The sequence below is a fragment of the Pseudarthrobacter sp. S9 genome, from assembly GCF_050156545.1.
Lineage (GTDB): Bacteria > Actinomycetota > Actinomycetes > Actinomycetales > Micrococcaceae > Arthrobacter.
Window position 1 is genome coordinate 570,660 of sequence record NZ_CP189576.1, and the last position, 14,206, is coordinate 584,865.

Consider the following 14,206-nt stretch of genomic DNA (forward strand, 5'->3'; position numbering starts at 1 on the left):
CTAGAACAGCACCGTGGCGAAGGTGCCCACCTGATGGAAGCCCACCCGCTCGTAGGTGGCGCGGGCTTTGGTGTTGAAGTCGTTGACGTACAGGCTCGTGACGGGCGCAAGCCTCTGAGCCAGGACCACGACGGCGGCCATGTAACCGGCGCTGAGCCCCCGTCCGCGGAATTCGGGGTTCATCCAGACGCCCTGGACCTGGGTGACTTCCGGCGTGACGGCGCCGAGCTCGGCCTTGAAGACCACCTCGCCGTCCGGATTCAGGTGCACCAGCGAATGCCCCTGGCGGATCAGGCCCTTCACACGGCGGCTGTAATACTCCCTGCCGCCGAGGTAGGGCGAGTAGCCGACTTCCTCCTCGAACATCGCCGCGCACGCGGGCAGGATCTTGTCGAAGTCCGCGAGCTCACCAAAGCCCAGCGCAGGGTCCGGACGGACGGTGGGCGGGCCTGTGATGGTCATGAGGGGCTGGTCATCGCGGACTTCGTGCGCGGACTGCCCCAACTGCTCCAGCCCGGTGAAAATGGCGAGCACTGTTTCGGCGGGGCCGAAGATCGAGGCGTAGCGGCGCCCGGAGCGGTGGGCGGCCATCGCCACGAGACCGGCCAGCTCCGGGTCCAGCTGCACCGGCACCAGGTTGGCGCCGGCCCAGCAGGCGCCGATGAGGGTGCCGCCGTCGAACACGCCAAAGATGCTGGCGCCACCGGCAGTGGGAGACGCCGTTCCGGCGGTCTCCAGATGGGAAAGAATGAAGACATTGGCGACGGCGTCCTGCCGGGCCAGTGCCAACAACTGTGCAGTGTCCGCGCCGCCAAGGACACGGACAACGACGCCGGGAGCGGCGCCGTCCCTACGAGACGCTAACCACGGGGCTACCCTTGACAGCATCTTCGCCATCGGCCTCCCCCATCTCTTCAGCGATACGCATGGCCTCTTCGATCAGTGTCTCAACAATCTGGTCCTCCGGGACAGTCTTGATGACCTGTCCCTTCACAAAGATCTGGCCCTTGCCGTTGCCCGAGGCAACGCCGAGGTCGGCCTCGCGGGCCTCGCCCGGCCCGTTCACGACGCAGCCCATGACGGCGACGCGCAGCGGGATCTCCATGCCTTCGAGGCCTGCGGTGACCTGCTCGGCGAGCGTGTAGACGTCCACCTGGGCGCGGCCGCAGGAGGGGCAGGAGACGATCTCCAGCTTGCGCGGGCGCAGGTTGAGCGATTGCAGGATCTGGTTGCCCACCTTAATTTCCTCCACCGGCGGGGCGGAGAGGGACACGCGGATGGTGTCGCCGATGCCACGGGAGAGCAGGGCGCCGAAGGCCGTGGCTGACTTGATGGTGCCCTGGAACGCCGGGCCGGCCTCGGTGACGCCGAGGTGCAGCGGCCAGTCGCCCTTTTCGGCCAGCATCTCGTACGCGGCGACCATGATGACCGGGTCATTGTGCTTGACCGAGATCTTGAAGTCGTGGAAGCCGTGCTCCTCAAACAGCGAGGCTTCCCAGACGGCGGATTCCACAAGGGCTTCCGGGGTGGCCTTGCCGTACTTCTTCAGGATGCCGGGCTCAAGGGAACCGGCGTTGACGCCGATGCGGATCGAGGTGCCGTGATCCTTGGCGGCGCGGGCGATTTCCTTGACCTGGTCATCGAACTTGCGGATGTTGCCGGGGTTCACGCGCACCGCGGCGCAGCCTGCCTCAATCGCCGCGAAGACGTACTTCGGCTGGAAGTGGATGTCCGCGATCACCGGGATCTGGGACTTCTTGGCGATGATCGGCAGCGCCTCGGCGTCGTCGGCGGACGGGCAGGCGACGCGCACGATGTCGCAACCGGAGGCCGTGAGTTCGGCGATCTGCTGCAGGGTGGCGTTGATGTCCGTGGTGGGGGTCGTGGTCATCGACTGCACGCTGATGGGGAAATCGGAGCCGACGCCGACGGAGCCCACCTTGATCTGTCGGGTCTTCCGGCGGGGGGCAAGAACGGGGGGCGGTGCTGACGGCATTCCCAGGCTGACCGAGGTCACATGGACTCCTTGTATATCGAAGGATCGAAGGTCTGTAGGCGGGGACGGGCTAAGCGGCGTGCCCGGCCAGGAGGCCGGTCAGCGGGGCCCAGACGGTGGTGCGTGTGCCGGAGATGGCGCCGGCGGCTGCGAACGGGTCCTGCTTGAGGATCTCGTTCAGGGCCGCCTCATCGGCCGCCTTGAAGATGAGCAGTGCGCCCGCGCCGTCCCCGTAGGGGCCACTGGCGAGCAATGCGCCTTCCTGGGCGAGTCCCGCCGTCCATTCGCGGTGCGCAGGGCGGCTGGCATCGCGGGCTTCGGAAGATTCGGCGTCGTATACGTACTCCACAGCAAAAACAGTCATACGGATACACTATCGCCCTGCCTGCCCGGTTCCCATCCGGGCCTGTCCGATTCCCATCCGGGCCTGCCCGGTTCCCATCCGGGCCTGTCCGGGCCTGTCCGGGCCGGGCGGGGCGCCGGCCGACCGGAGATCGGCGCCACTGGCCAGCCACTGATCAGCCACGGGTCAGCCGAGGAAGAGGACCTTGGCCAGCGCCGCGATGCCGGCCGCCCACAGCATCGAGGTCAGGGTGCCGATGATGAACCGCTCGGCTGCCACGGGGGTCCCCTTCAGTTCGGCGAAGCGGCCCAGTCCCTTGATGGCCACGACATACGCGATGGCGACGGGCTGGCCCGCGAGGATCGCGAGGCAGACGGCGACTCGCTCCAGGACACCGATAATCGCGCCGCCCCGCAGGATGCGTGCACTGGTGACCGTCTCGGCGGCGGCCGGATCCGGGGCGGGCTCCGGTGACTGCGGCCCCTGCTGCGGTGGTTGCTGCGCTGTGGCGGGGTCGGCGGGGACGCCGGGATCGACGGTGGAGTCGGCCGCGGGGTCCTCGGCCGTGTCGGCGCCTGCGGAGACCGCGTCCGTGCCGGCGGCGTCGGCGCGTTCGTCAATGGTCCGGGCGAGCCGGAAGACCAGGGCGGTGACCGGCCAGCCGGCGAATCCGGCGGCGAGCAGCGCCAGGGTGATCCAGAGGGCGTTCACTTGTCTCCTTCTGTCAGGCTGTCCCGGGCTTCCGGGTCAGGGCTTCCTTGTCCCGGCGCCGGGTCCCGGGCGCCGGCGCCGTCGTCTCCTGTGATCAGGCCGTGCGCGAGGGACAGCAGCATTTCCGCCGCCGGCCTCGCCGCCCATTCTTCCTGCCAGCCCGACCGCAGGAGCGCACGGCTCACCGACTGCTCGGTGATTCCGAGTTTCCTGGCTGCGACTTTTTGCGTGCCGTGCGTCCCGGAGTGTCCGTGCTGCACCGAGCGCAGCACGTCCACCACCTTCCATTGCGCCGCGGTCCGGTCCTGGACCAGCCGCCCGATCAGCCGCAGCACCGCCTCGGCGTTGGCGCAGGCCATGGCTCCCGCCGATCCTTCCGCGGACGGCGCGGCGTCCCCCCTCCGGAGGCCGCCGGAGACCACGGAGAGCGGCACGTGTGCGGCCGCGGATTTGGCCCGGTCCACTGCGAGCCGGGCCGCAACGAAGGCGGGACCGGAGCCTTCCCGGGGGCTGACGGGCAGCGGCAGGTCCACCTCCCCCATCCCGATCCCCACGTACCAGCGGCCACTGCGCAGGCCATGCAGGGCGATCTCCACGACTTCATCCGGGCGCTCCACGACACCCTGGACCTCGTCGCCGACAGAGCGTTCGAAGCGCCCGGCGGTGGAGAGCGCGCCCAGTTCCGCCAGGAGTCCGGGGACGCGATCGACGTCGGTGGTACTGCCGCGCTGGTCGATGGTCATCACGTACATAGCCCCAGCCTAAAGAGGTGATCTTCAATAATCAACCATTTTCAACTGATTACTAAAAATCAGCCGAAATAAGCTTAGATGACCAAATCAGCGGAATCCGGCTGGGTGCGGAGCCGGCCGCCGCGGACGCAGGCCGCGGACCCGGGCCGCGGACCCGGGCCCAGGCCGTTAGCCGAAGAGGTTGACGGGCTTGACGATGTCCGCGTAGATCAGCAGCGCGCCCATGCCCATCAACAGCACCGCCACCACGTAGGTCACCGGCAGCAGCTTGGCGATGTCGAATGCGCCGGGATCGGGGCGGCCGAACAGCTTGGCAACCCGGCGCCGGGCCCCCTCGTACAGCGCGCCGGCCACGTGGCCGCCGTCGAGCGGCAGCAGCGGCACGAGGTTGAAGACGGCAAGTGCGAAGTTGAGGCCGGCCAGCAGGCCCACCAGGGCGGCAAGCCGGGACTGCAGCGGCACCTGCTCCATGGCGGCGACCTCGCCGGCCACGCGGCCCACGCCCACGACGCTGATGGGGCCGTTGGGGTCGCGGGGCTCCTCGCTGAAGGCCGCCTTCGCGACGCCGGCCACGCGGGCCGGCAGGTTCACGATCACGCCGGCGACCTGCTTGATGTTTTCCCCTGCCATCGGCAGCACCGACGACGCCGGCTGCTGCACCAGCGCCGTCTGCGCGCCGATGCCCAGGAATCCGACGTCCTGGTACTGGAGCTTGCCGTCGGCATCCTTGGCCTGCCGGCCGTCGGCGCCGATCACCGGACGGGCGGACAGCACCGGGGTGACCACGGTGCTGACGGCGGCGCCGTCGCGCTGCACTGTGACGCTGACCTGCCTGTCCGCGGAGGCGCGGATCCAGCCGGTGAGCTCGTCCCAGCTGGTGACGGCCTTGCCGTCGAATGAGGTGATGACGTCGTTCGGTTTGAGTCCGGCGGCTGCCGCGGGGGTGAGCTTGCAGTCGGCCGAATTCGGGTCCACGGTCTCTCCGGCCTTGACCTGGCATTTGGAGACGTCGGCGATGGTGGTGGTCTGAGTCGCCATGCCGAATCCCATGAGCAGCACGGCAGTCAGCACGACGCCAATCAGCACGTTCATCGCCGGGCCGCCGAGCATGATGATGATCTTCTTCCAGACCGGCAGGCGGTAGAAGACCCGGTTCTCATCGGCGGCGCCGACCTCCTCGTGGGCGAGTGACCGGGCGTCGGACGCGAGGGACTGGAACATCCCGGTGCTCGAAGGACGGACGCTGCCGTCTTCCTTGTTCGGCGGGTACATGCCGATCATGGACACGTAGCCGCCCAGCGGGATGGCCTTGAAGCCATATTCGGTCTCGCCCCGGCGCTTGGACCAGAGGGTCGGTCCGAAGCCGATCATGTATTTGGTGACCCGGACCTTGAACAGCTTGGCCGGCAGCAGGTGCCCCACCTCGTGCAGGGCAATGGACACGGCGATGCCGATCGCCACGAAGACGACACCGAGGATAAAGAGGAGGACGGGGCTCATGCTGTGATCTGCTGCTTCCTAAAAGACTTCTCAGCTAAAGACTTCTCAGCTGTCTAGATATTTCTAACGGCCAAACGTTCATGGGTGCGCGCGCGTGCCCACTGTTCAGCATCCAGCACTGACTCCACCGTCAGCCCGGAGGAACCTGTGTGTTCGCTGAGTACGGCTTCGATGGTATCCACGATGTCGGTGAAACGGATACGGCCGGCATGGAAGGCCATCACCGCCTCCTCGTTCGCGGCGTTGAACACGGCAGGGAAGGTGCTCCCCTGCCTGGCGGCGTCCTTCGCGAGGCCGACGGCGGGGAACGCGGTGGCGTCGAGCGGCTCGAAGGTCCAGCTGGTGGCCCTGCTCCAGTCGCAGGCCTGGGCGGCCCGGGGCACGCGGTCCGGCCAGCCGAGGCCCAGGGCGATGGGCAGGCGCATGTCCGGCGGGGAGGCCTGGGCGATCGTGGAACCGTCGACGAACTGGACCATGGAGTGCACCATGGACTGTGGGTGGACCACGACGTCGATCCGGTCCAGCGGGATGTCGAAGAGCAGGTGCGCCTCGATCACTTCGAGGCCCTTGTTGACGAGGCTGGCGGAGTTGGTGGTGACCATCAGGCCCATGTCCCAGGTGGGGTGGGCTAGGGCGTCCTGCGGGGAGACGTCGTGCAGCTCGTCCCGGGTCTTGCCGCGGAACGGTCCGCCGGACGCTGTCAGGATCAGCCGGTCAACCTCGGCGGGCGCGCCGGAGCGCAGGCACTGGGCGATCGCGGAGTGTTCGGAGTCCACCGGGACGATCTGGCCTACGCGGGCCGCGGCCTTGACGAGGGCGCCGCCGACGATCAAGGATTCCTTGTTGGCCAAGGCCAGGGTTGCCCCGGACTTGAGCGCGGCCAGGGTGGGTGCCAGGCCGATGGACCCGGTGATGCCGTTGAGCACGACGTCGGCGTCGATCTCGGCGATCCGGGTGGAGGCGTCCGGGCCTGTGATGATGTCCGGACGGTACCCGGTCAGTCCGACCGCGCTTGCGGCGTCGTCGATCAGGGACTGCAGCACCGCTGCATCGCCGCTGGCAACGCCCACCGCCCGGGCTCGGGTGTGCACGGCCTGCCCGGCCAGCAGTTCGAGGTTGCCGCCGCCGGCGCTCAGGGCTACGACCTCGAAAAGGTGCGGGGCGCCGTCGACGACGTCAATCGCCTGCGTGCCGATGGAACCGGTGGACCCGAGAAGGACGATCTTGCGCGGCTGCATCCCTTAAGTATCCCGCACCGCGTGTCCCGGCTCCTCCGCGCCTGACACCCATCGTTGCAACGACTGATTGACTTTGAGCCCGAAACACTGCCGCGAAGTGCCATCTCGCGCGTGTGAGTCCGGCGGAGAGCGTGGCCGGCCCGTGGCTTGGCCCGAAATGCGAGAGCGTGTTGTAGCCTGGCGCCGAGAGCGAACAAACGAGAATTGGGGCGGCCTTGGCGGGAAAACAAGCGGCTTGGTCGAGTGCCGAAGTGGCGGCGACTGTCCGAGGCTACCTGGAGATGCTTCGGCTGGAAGTCTCAGGCGAGCCATACGTCAAGAGTCAGTTCAGGAAAGCACTCTTGCCGCTGCTTTCGAACCTGTCCGAGTCGGCCATTGAGTTCAAGCATCAAAATATCTCCGCGGTGCTGATGAAACTCGGACTCCGCTCGATCCAGGGGTACCAACCCGCACAGAACTATCAGCAGTCCTTGGTCCCCGAGGTGCAACGCCAGCTGTCATCAAGCCCCTCGCTCGTTGAGCTGATCCTGGCCGAAGCCTTGCGGGCCCCCGATCCAACAGTTGCCGGCTCTTTGGATTTCATCAGCGCCAACACACCCGCGATCATCTTCCCCGAGCATTCGGGATCGTCGCATTCCAGAATCGGTAGCCCGGACTACGACGCGATCGAGGCAAGGAACCGGGCGCTCGGGCTAGCAGGAGAACTTGCCGTCGCCGATCTGGAGTACCGGCGCCTCGTGAAAGCCGGCAGGAGCAAGCTCGCCGGCAGAATAGATCATGTCAGCCAGACGCAAGGCGACGGCCCAGGATTCGACATCTTGTCTTTTGAGGAAAGCGGGAGGGAGAAGTTGATCGAAGTCAAGACAACAAGGTCCCGGGCCGAAACACCCTTCTTCGTCAGCCGCAACGAGCTTAGGGTCTCCCGGGACCACTTGGATTCCTATCACCTGGTCCGGGTGTTCAACTTCGGCCACGGCCCTGCCTGGTTCCCGCTGCGTGGCAGTCTGGATGCCAGCTGCATCTTGGAACCGAACGACTTCATCGCACTGCCCCGGCCTGCTTAGATCCGCCCGAGGCAGCGCGGCCGTTTGACGCATATGGCCGGGATGGGATTCGCCATTCCGGCCGTTTGCGGCAAATGGCCCGGCGCCGCACGACTCAAGACGCGCTACGGCCCGGATTTAGCGGCCGGCGCGGCGGAGCGTGGACTCGGCGTGCTTGAGAATGGGACCGTCGATCATCTTGCCCTTGAACTGGAACACGCCCGTGCCGGCGGCGGCCGCGGCGACGAGCAGCTCGGCGGCCGCGGCGACGTCGGAGTCCGAGGGCGCGTAGGCGCCGCGGACCACGGCCACCTGGTTCGGGTGGATGCAGGCCTTGGACGTGAAGCCGGAGGCGACGGCGTCGCGGGCCTCGAGCGCCAGCCCCTCAAGGTCAGGGATGTTGACGTAGACGGAGTCGATGGCATCCTTGCCGAAGGCGCCGGCGGCCAGGAGCACGGAGGAGCGGGCGTGCAGCGCCACGGCGCGGTAGTCGCCGTTCTCGGTCCTGCTGGAGGTTCCGCCGAGGGAGGCGAGCAGGTCCTCCGCACCCCACATCAGGCCCACCACGTTGGGAACGGCGGCGATGGCGGCGGCATTCAGGATCCCCGCGGCCGTCTCGCAGAGGGCAATCACGCTGTAGCCCTCGAGCTCCTTCAGCTGGGCCGGGCTTTCGGTCTTGGCGAGCATGACATGCCGGTACGGGGTGTGCTTGAGGCAGTGCATGTCCTTCTCGAACTCATCCGTGCCGGCCGGGTTGACCCGGATGATGGTGCGGCTGGGATCCAGTTCCGGGACGTCGCCGGTGGCGCCGAGCTGCGCGAGGATGGCGCCGCGGGCTCGCTGTTTGTCCGCGGGGGCGACGGCGTCCTCCAGGTCCACGATCACGGCGTCGGAGCGTTCGGCGGCCTTCTGGTACCGCTCGGGGCGGTCGGCGGGGCAGAACAGCAGGGCGGGGCCCATCAGGAAACTCATGTCTCTATTGTCCCCTGTTGAGCTGTTCCTTTTACGTTGTCTTTCTGCGCCGCAACATGCGCCTCGCGCGTCCACATCAGGCAGCTGCGAGTGGCGAGGGCCACCACGTCACCGTGTTGGTTGCGCCCGGTGTGCTTCATGGTCACGATGCCCTGGCCGGGGCGTGAGGCGGAGAGCCGCTTCCCGGTCACGACCGTCTCCGTGTAGAGGGTGTCGCCGTGGTAAAGCGGGTGCGGGAAGGACACGTCCGTCAGGCCCAGCTGGGCGATGATGGTGCCCTGGGTCAGCTGCGGCACGGACTGGCCCACCACCGTGGCCAGGGTGAACATCGAGTTCATCAGCCGCTGGCCGAACGGCTGCCCGGCGCTCCAGGCCGCATCCAGGTGGAGAGCCTGGGTGTTCATGGTCATGGTGGTGAACAGGACATTGTCCGTCTCCGTGACCGTCCGGCCCGGGCGGTGCGCGTAGACCACGTCTTCTTCGAGCTCATCAAAGTACAGGCCGCGCTGTTCGATGACGCGCGTCATGCCACTCCCTGCCGTGCCACCCTGCGGCCCTGGGTTCGCCGTCATACGGTCAATTCCTGGTCTTCCTCGAAAAGCTCGACGCCGGTGGCCGCGGCGACGTCCTCGACCGACACGTTGGGTGCCAGCTCACGCAGCACCAGCCTGGACCCCCCGCCGTCGGCGACAATGTCCAACACGGCGAGGTCGGTGATGATCCGGTCTACGCACGCCTTGCCCGTCAGCGGCAGCGTGCACTGTTCCACGATCTTCGGCTTGCCGTTCCGGTCCACGTGCTCCATCATCACAATCACCTTTTTGGCTCCGAAGACCAGGTCCATGGCACCGCCCATGCCCTTGACCATCTTGCCCGGGACCATCCAGTTGGCCAGGTCCCCGTTGGCGGCTACCTCCATGGCGCCCAGCACGGCCACATCCACATGCCCGCCGCGGATCATCCCGAACGACACCGCGGAGTCGAAGAACGCCGCGCCCTTGTTGACGGTGACGGTCTCCTTGCCCGCGTTGATCAGATCGGCGTCGACCTCATCCTCGCCGGGGTACGGGCCGACGCCGAGGATGCCGTTCTCCGAATGCAGGACCACCTCCACGCCGGCCGGGATGTAATTGGGGATCAGCGTGGGCATACCGATGCCGAGGTTGACGTACTGGCCGTTGCGGAGTTCCTGCGCCACCCGGGCTGCCAGTTCATTGCGCGACCAACCTTTGCTGTCCTGGCGCGACGCAGCAGCACGGCGGTATTCGTGACGGACGGCCTCGGGACGGGGAGGCTCCCCCTGCGAGCTGTTCGAATCCATGGCTACGCTCCTGCCTGATCGGTGGTGCCGGATGGGGACGCTGCGGAGAGTGCCACCGTCCTTTTTTCGATGCGCTTCTCAATCTGCGCCACGTGGACCACGCGCTGGACGAAGATACCGGGAATGTGGACGTGCTCCGGGTCCAGCTCCCCGGGTTCCACAAGTTCCTCAACCTCGGCGATGGTGATCTTCCCCGCCATGGCGCACAACGGGTTGAAGTTCATGGCAGCGGCATGGAAGACGAGGTTGCCGTGGCGGTCGCCCTTCCAGGCGTGCACGAGTCCGAAGTCGGGGGTCAAGGATTCCTCCAGGACGTAGTCCGCCCCCTTGAAGGTCCGGACCTCCTTCGGTGCGGAGGCGATCGCGATGTTGCCCTCGGCGTCGTACTTCTGCGGCAGCCCGCCGTCGGACACCTGGGTGCCGACGCCGGCCGGCGTGTAGAAGGCGGGGATGCCCGCCCCGCCGGCACGCAGCTTTTCGGCCAGCGTGCCCTGCGGGGTGAGGACCACCTCGAGTTCGCCGGCGAGGTACTGCCGGGCGAACTCCTTGTTTTCCCCCACGTAGGAGCTGACGGTGCGGCGGATCCGGCCGTCCTTCAGCAGGATCCCCAGCCCCCAGTCATCGACGCCGCAGTTGTTGCTGACGGTTTCCAGGTTCTTGGTGCCGTGCTTGTGCAGGGCGTCGATCAGGGCCACTGGAATGCCGCAGAGCCCGAACCCGCCGACGGCAAGGGAGGCGCCGTCGTGGATATCGGCAACCGCCTCCGCAGCGCTGGCATAAACCTTGTTAATCATCAGTGATCCTTCCGGCCGGCTACAGTCCCAGTTCGCGGGCGATCAGCATCAGCTGGACCTCCGTAGTGCCCTCCCCGACTTCAAGGATCTTGGAGTCGCGGTAGTGGCGTGCCACGGTGAATTCGTTGATGAAGCCATAGCCGCCGAACACCTGGGTGGCGTCCCGCGCGTTGTCCATGGCTGCCTCGCCTGCGACCATCTTAGCGATGGCCGCTTCCGTCTTGAACGGCTTGCCGGCGAGCATCCTGGCGGCGGCATCGTAGTACGCCAGACGGGCCGTGTGGACGCGCGCCTGCATGCGGGCGATCTTGAACGCGATGGCCTGGTACTTGCCGATGTTCTGCCCGAACGCGCTGCGCTCCTTGGCGTATTTCACCGACTGGTCGACGCATCCCTGGGCCGCGCCGACGGCCAGTGCGGCGATCGCGATCCGGCCCTCATCCAGGATGGACAGGAAGTTGGCGTAGCCGCGGCCCTGGGTGCCCAGCAGGTTGGCCTCCGGGACGTGGACGTCCTTGAGGGTCAGCGGGTGCGTGTCCGAGGCGTTCCAGCCCACCTTGTTGTAGGCCTTTTCGGCCTTGAACCCCGGAGTGTTGGTGGGGACCAGAAGGGTGGAGATTTCCTTCTTGATGCTGCCGTCCGGGCGTTCCTCCTGGCCGGTCACGGCGGTGACGGTGACGAGGCGGGTGATGTCGGTGCCGGAGTTGGTGATGAACTCCTTGTTGCCGTTGATGACCCACTCCCCGCCTTCCAGCCGCGCGGTGGTCTTGGTCCCGCCGGCGTCCGAACCTGCTTCCGGCTCGGTCAGGCCGAAGCCTGCGAGCGCCTTGCCGGAGGCCAGCAGCGGCAGCCATTCCTTCTTCTGTGCCTCGTTGCCGAAGCGGTGGATGGGCATGGCGCCGAGGGAGACGCCGGCCTCGAGGGTGATGGCGACGGACTGGTCCACGCGGCCGAGCTGTTCGAGGGCGAGGGCCAGGGCGAAGTAGTCCCCGCCCATGCCGCCGAACTCTTCCGGGAAGGGCAGGCCGAAGAGGCCCATGTCCGCCATCCGGGAGACGACCTCGTAGGGGAAGCTGTGTTCCTCGTCGTGCTTGGCGGAGACCGGGGCCACCACTTCGTCGGCGAATTCGCGGACGGTGTCGCTGAGGTCCTGGTATTCCTCGCTGAGTTCAAAATCCATGGGGTGACTCCTTCGTCTGTGTCGGTGCTGTGTCGGTGCTGTGTCGGTGCTGTGTCTGTGCTGTGTCTGTGGTGTGTTGAGTTTGTTGGATCTGTGGCCCGGCCGGCCGGCCGGGTTGGCGGGGTGGGCCGGTTGCCGGCCCGGCCGGCCTGGGGGCTACTCTGCCGCGCCCATGGCGATGACGGCTTCTTCGATCGTGTCTTCGGCCCTGGAGGATTCGGGGACGTGGATGGTGGCGAGCACCTGGTCCGCCTTCACGAGGTCGCCGGACTTGATGCTGACGTGCACGGTCCCGGCCAGGGGCGCCACCAGTTGGTGTTCCATCTTCATGGCCTCCACGGAGAGCAGCACCTGGCCGGCCTCCACGGTGTCACCGTTGCTGACGGAGACGGACACCACGGTGCCGGGCATCGGCGAGCGCACCGCCGGGTCCGCCGCACCCTCATCGCGATCGATGGCTGCCAGTACGCGGACCAGCCTCAATTCACGGTTGAGGACCTCCAGACGGCAGGACCAGCCCTCGTTGCCCAGGAACACGAGCTCCGGACGCCCCTGCTCGGGGTGATCCGCCCAGGATGATGCCAGCGCAAACCGCATCACCTGGCCGTCGACCTTCAGGTAGATGTTGTCATCGGAGAGACCGTAGAACAGCACGAGGCGCACCGGCCCGTCATCGACCCTGACGTGGGCGTCGCCCAGATCCATGGTGTTCAGCCAGGTGATGGCCACGGTGGACATCGCGCCGCCCGGGAGACCGAAGCTCATCGTCCAGGGTGCCGGTGCGCCCAGGCGCCAGCCCCGGACTGTGTCCCAGGGCGATCCCACCGTCGTCGGGCCTTCATCGAGGACCCAAAACTGCATCGCCGCCGCGATGAGCTCAGCATCCCCGACGCGCCGGAAGGTGAAGTCCGGCATCTTGCGCTCGATCAGGCCGGTGTCGAGCCGGCCGGCGCGGACGTCCTCGTCATTGATCAGCAGGCGCAGGTATTCGACGTTCGTGTCGATCCCCAGTGCCGTGTACCGCGCGAGCGCTGTGTCGAGTTTGTCCAGCGCAGCCTGGCGGTCCTGGCCCCAGGCAATGACCTTGGACACCATGGGATCGTAATCGCTGGAGATCTCGAGTCCCTCAAGCAGCGAGGAATCGACGCGGATGTCCGGATCCGCGGACGCCGGACTGAGGGAATCAAGATCGTCCATGGCGGTGAAGATCGTGCCCCGCTCGTCGAGCAGCACCACCTCGCCCCCTGACGGCAGGAAGTTCCGCTCCGGAATTTCCGCGTAGACGCGTGCTTCGACGGAGTGCCCGTTGAGGACGACGTCGTCCTGGGGTACGGTGAGCATCTCCCCGGCGGCGATCCGCACTTGCCATTCGACGAGGTCGATCCCGGTGACCATCTCGGTGACGGGGTGCTCCACCTGCAGGCGTGTGTTCATCTCCATGAAGAAGAACTCGTCCGGGGCGTTGTCCGAGACCAGGAACTCCACGGTGCCGGCGCCGCTGTAGTTGACGCTGCGCGCGGCGTTGCAGGCGGCCTCCCCGATCCGGGCCCGGGTGGCGCCGTCGTCGTTGAGGGCGTCCAGGAGCGGGGACGGCGCTTCTTCGATGACCTTCTGGTGGCGGCGCTGCAGGGAACATTCGCGCTCGCCAAGAAAGATGACGTTGCCGTGGTTGTCCGCGAGTACCTGCACCTCGATGTGGCGCGGGGTGAGGACCAGGTGCTCGAGGAAGAGGGTGTCATCGCCGAAGGCGCTGACCGCGACCCGGCGGGCGGTAGCCAGGGTGGCTTCCAGCTCCTCAGGGCGCTCCACGATGTGCATGCCCTTACCGCCGCCGCCGGCGGAGGGCTTGATCAGCAGCGGGAAGCCGACGCCGGCCGAAGCCTCGATCAGCTGCGCGTCCGTCATTCCGGGTTCGGCGACGCCGGGGACCACCGGCACCCCGTAGCCCGCAACGTGGTTCTTGGAACGGATCTTGTCCCCCATGATGTTCAGGGATTCGACGCCTGGGCCGATAAAGGTGATGCCGGCCTTCTGAAGGGCGCGGGCGAAGTCGACGTTTTCGCTCAGGAAGCCGTAGCCGGGGTGCACGGCCTCGGCGCCGGTGTCCCGGCAGGCCTGGAGGATGGCATCGATCTTCAGGTAGCTTTCGGAGGCGGCGGCCGGGCCGATCCGCACGGCGAGGTCGGCTTCGCGCACGTGGCGGGCTCCGGCGTCGGCATCGCTGTAGACGGCGACGGAACGGATGCCCAGGGCGCGCAGGGTCCGGATCACGCGGCAGGCGATCTCGCCGCGGTTGGCCACCAGGACGGTGCCGAACATTGCGCCCTGAGTGGCAGGGGTGGAGAGGGTGGTCATG

The 14,206-nt window shown here is 67.1% G+C and carries 14 protein-coding genes; 1 reads left to right on the forward strand and 13 read right to left on the reverse strand.

What is annotated here, in order from left to right; all coding sequences use genetic code 11:
- The 7 genes from ACQCSY_RS02710 to dxr all read right to left on the reverse strand — a co-directional run bounded on the left by ACQCSY_RS02710 (nucleotide 1) and on the right by dxr (nucleotide 6,540).
- Nucleotides 1-888, reverse strand: a complete 888-nt coding sequence (locus tag ACQCSY_RS02710) for a GNAT family N-acetyltransferase (protein ID WP_427135633.1) — start codon at nucleotides 886-888, stop codon at nucleotides 1-3.
- Nucleotides 851-2,017 (reverse strand): flavodoxin-dependent (E)-4-hydroxy-3-methylbut-2-enyl-diphosphate synthase, encoded by a 1,167-nt coding sequence (gene ispG, locus ACQCSY_RS02715; protein ID WP_427132970.1) that lies wholly within the window; start codon nucleotides 2,015-2,017, stop codon nucleotides 851-853. Before ispG ends, ACQCSY_RS02710 begins: the two co-directional genes overlap by 38 nt.
- A 49-nt stretch (nucleotides 2,018-2,066) precedes the next feature.
- The gene (locus tag ACQCSY_RS02720) at nucleotides 2,067-2,360 is read right to left on the reverse strand and encodes a YciI family protein (RefSeq protein ID WP_427132971.1); all 294 of its coding nucleotides are present in this window, start codon (nucleotides 2,358-2,360) and stop codon (nucleotides 2,067-2,069) included.
- A gap of 165 nt (nucleotides 2,361-2,525) precedes the next feature.
- The gene (locus ACQCSY_RS02725) at nucleotides 2,526-3,050 is read right to left on the reverse strand and encodes a hypothetical protein (RefSeq protein WP_427132973.1); all 525 of its coding nucleotides are present in this window, start codon (nucleotides 3,048-3,050) and stop codon (nucleotides 2,526-2,528) included.
- A complete protein-coding gene (locus ACQCSY_RS02730) occupies nucleotides 3,047-3,802 on the reverse strand; it encodes a MarR family transcriptional regulator (RefSeq protein ID WP_427132975.1) in 756 nt (251 codons plus the stop codon). Before ACQCSY_RS02730 ends, ACQCSY_RS02725 begins: the two co-directional genes overlap by 4 nt.
- Before the next feature lie 168 nt (nucleotides 3,803-3,970).
- The gene (locus tag ACQCSY_RS02735) at nucleotides 3,971-5,302 is read right to left on the reverse strand and encodes a M50 family metallopeptidase (protein WP_427132977.1); all 1,332 of its coding nucleotides are present in this window, start codon (nucleotides 5,300-5,302) and stop codon (nucleotides 3,971-3,973) included.
- A gap of 53 nt (nucleotides 5,303-5,355) precedes the next feature.
- Complete coding sequence (gene dxr, locus ACQCSY_RS02740; protein ID WP_427132979.1) at nucleotides 5,356-6,540, reverse strand: 1-deoxy-D-xylulose-5-phosphate reductoisomerase; 1,185 nt, start codon at nucleotides 6,538-6,540, stop codon at nucleotides 5,356-5,358.
- Nucleotides 6,541-6,791: 251 nt separating this feature from the next.
- On the opposite strand from dxr, the gene ACQCSY_RS02745 reads away from it, so the two are divergent.
- Entirely contained in the window at nucleotides 6,792-7,604 is an 813-nt protein-coding gene (locus tag ACQCSY_RS02745; RefSeq protein WP_427132980.1) for a DUF3883 domain-containing protein, read from the forward strand.
- Nucleotides 7,605-7,721: 117 nt separating this feature from the next.
- Here the strand turns inward: ACQCSY_RS02745 and ACQCSY_RS02750 are convergent, their stop codons facing one another.
- From ACQCSY_RS02750 to ACQCSY_RS02775, 6 genes are all read right to left on the reverse strand, one after another.
- Nucleotides 7,722-8,555: an HpcH/HpaI aldolase/citrate lyase family protein gene (locus tag ACQCSY_RS02750; protein WP_427132981.1), complete on the reverse strand. Its 834-nt coding sequence runs from the start codon at nucleotides 8,553-8,555 to the stop codon at nucleotides 7,722-7,724.
- Nucleotides 8,552-9,082, reverse strand: a complete 531-nt coding sequence (locus ACQCSY_RS02755; protein WP_427132983.1) for a MaoC family dehydratase — start codon at nucleotides 9,080-9,082, stop codon at nucleotides 8,552-8,554. Before ACQCSY_RS02755 ends, ACQCSY_RS02750 begins: the two co-directional genes overlap by 4 nt.
- A gap of 41 nt (nucleotides 9,083-9,123) precedes the next feature.
- Nucleotides 9,124-9,876 carry a CoA transferase subunit B gene (locus tag ACQCSY_RS02760; protein WP_427132985.1) on the reverse strand — a complete coding sequence of 251 codons (753 nt, stop codon included), beginning with the start codon at nucleotides 9,874-9,876 and terminating at the stop codon, nucleotides 9,124-9,126.
- 2 nt (nucleotides 9,877-9,878) lie between these two features.
- Entirely contained in the window at nucleotides 9,879-10,670 is a 792-nt protein-coding gene (locus ACQCSY_RS02765; RefSeq protein WP_427132987.1) for a CoA transferase subunit A, read from the reverse strand.
- A 19-nt stretch (nucleotides 10,671-10,689) separates the two neighbouring features.
- Nucleotides 10,690-11,850, reverse strand: coding sequence for an acyl-CoA dehydrogenase family protein (locus tag ACQCSY_RS02770; RefSeq protein ID WP_427132989.1), 1,161 nt, complete (start codon nucleotides 11,848-11,850; stop codon nucleotides 10,690-10,692).
- Between the two features lie 156 nt (nucleotides 11,851-12,006).
- On the reverse strand, nucleotides 12,007-14,205 hold the full coding sequence (locus ACQCSY_RS02775; RefSeq protein WP_427132991.1) for an acetyl/propionyl/methylcrotonyl-CoA carboxylase subunit alpha: 2,199 nt from the start codon (nucleotides 14,203-14,205) through the stop codon (nucleotides 12,007-12,009).
- Nucleotide 14,206: the final 1 nt, after the last annotated feature.

Excerpts from the sequence above, each read along its gene's own strand:
- ACQCSY_RS02710 (WP_427135633.1), bottom strand. The coding sequence starts at position 888 with ATGCTGTCAAGGGTAGCCCCGTGGTTAGCGTCTCGTAGGGACGGCGCC.
- ACQCSY_RS02720 (WP_427132971.1), bottom strand. The coding sequence starts at position 2,360 with ATGACTGTTTTTGCTGTGGAGTACGTATACGACGCCGAATCTTCCGAA.
- ACQCSY_RS02730 (WP_427132975.1), bottom strand. The coding sequence starts at position 3,802 with ATGTACGTGATGACCATCGACCAGCGCGGCAGTACCACCGACGTCGAT.
- ACQCSY_RS02735 (WP_427132977.1), bottom strand. The coding sequence starts at position 5,302 with ATGAGCCCCGTCCTCCTCTTTATCCTCGGTGTCGTCTTCGTGGCGATC.
- dxr (WP_427132979.1), bottom strand. The coding sequence starts at position 6,540 with ATGCAGCCGCGCAAGATCGTCCTTCTCGGGTCCACCGGTTCCATCGGC.
- ACQCSY_RS02750 (WP_427132981.1), bottom strand. The coding sequence starts at position 8,555 with ATGAGTTTCCTGATGGGCCCCGCCCTGCTGTTCTGCCCCGCCGACCGC.
- ACQCSY_RS02755 (WP_427132983.1), bottom strand. The coding sequence starts at position 9,082 with ATGACGCGCGTCATCGAACAGCGCGGCCTGTACTTTGATGAGCTCGAA.
- ACQCSY_RS02760 (WP_427132985.1), bottom strand. The coding sequence starts at position 9,876 with ATGGATTCGAACAGCTCGCAGGGGGAGCCTCCCCGTCCCGAGGCCGTC.
- ACQCSY_RS02765 (WP_427132987.1), bottom strand. The coding sequence starts at position 10,670 with ATGATTAACAAGGTTTATGCCAGCGCTGCGGAGGCGGTTGCCGATATC.
- ACQCSY_RS02770 (WP_427132989.1), bottom strand. The coding sequence starts at position 11,850 with ATGGATTTTGAACTCAGCGAGGAATACCAGGACCTCAGCGACACCGTC.
- ACQCSY_RS02775 (WP_427132991.1), bottom strand. The coding sequence starts at position 14,205 with ATGACCACCCTCTCCACCCCTGCCACTCAGGGCGCAATGTTCGGCACC.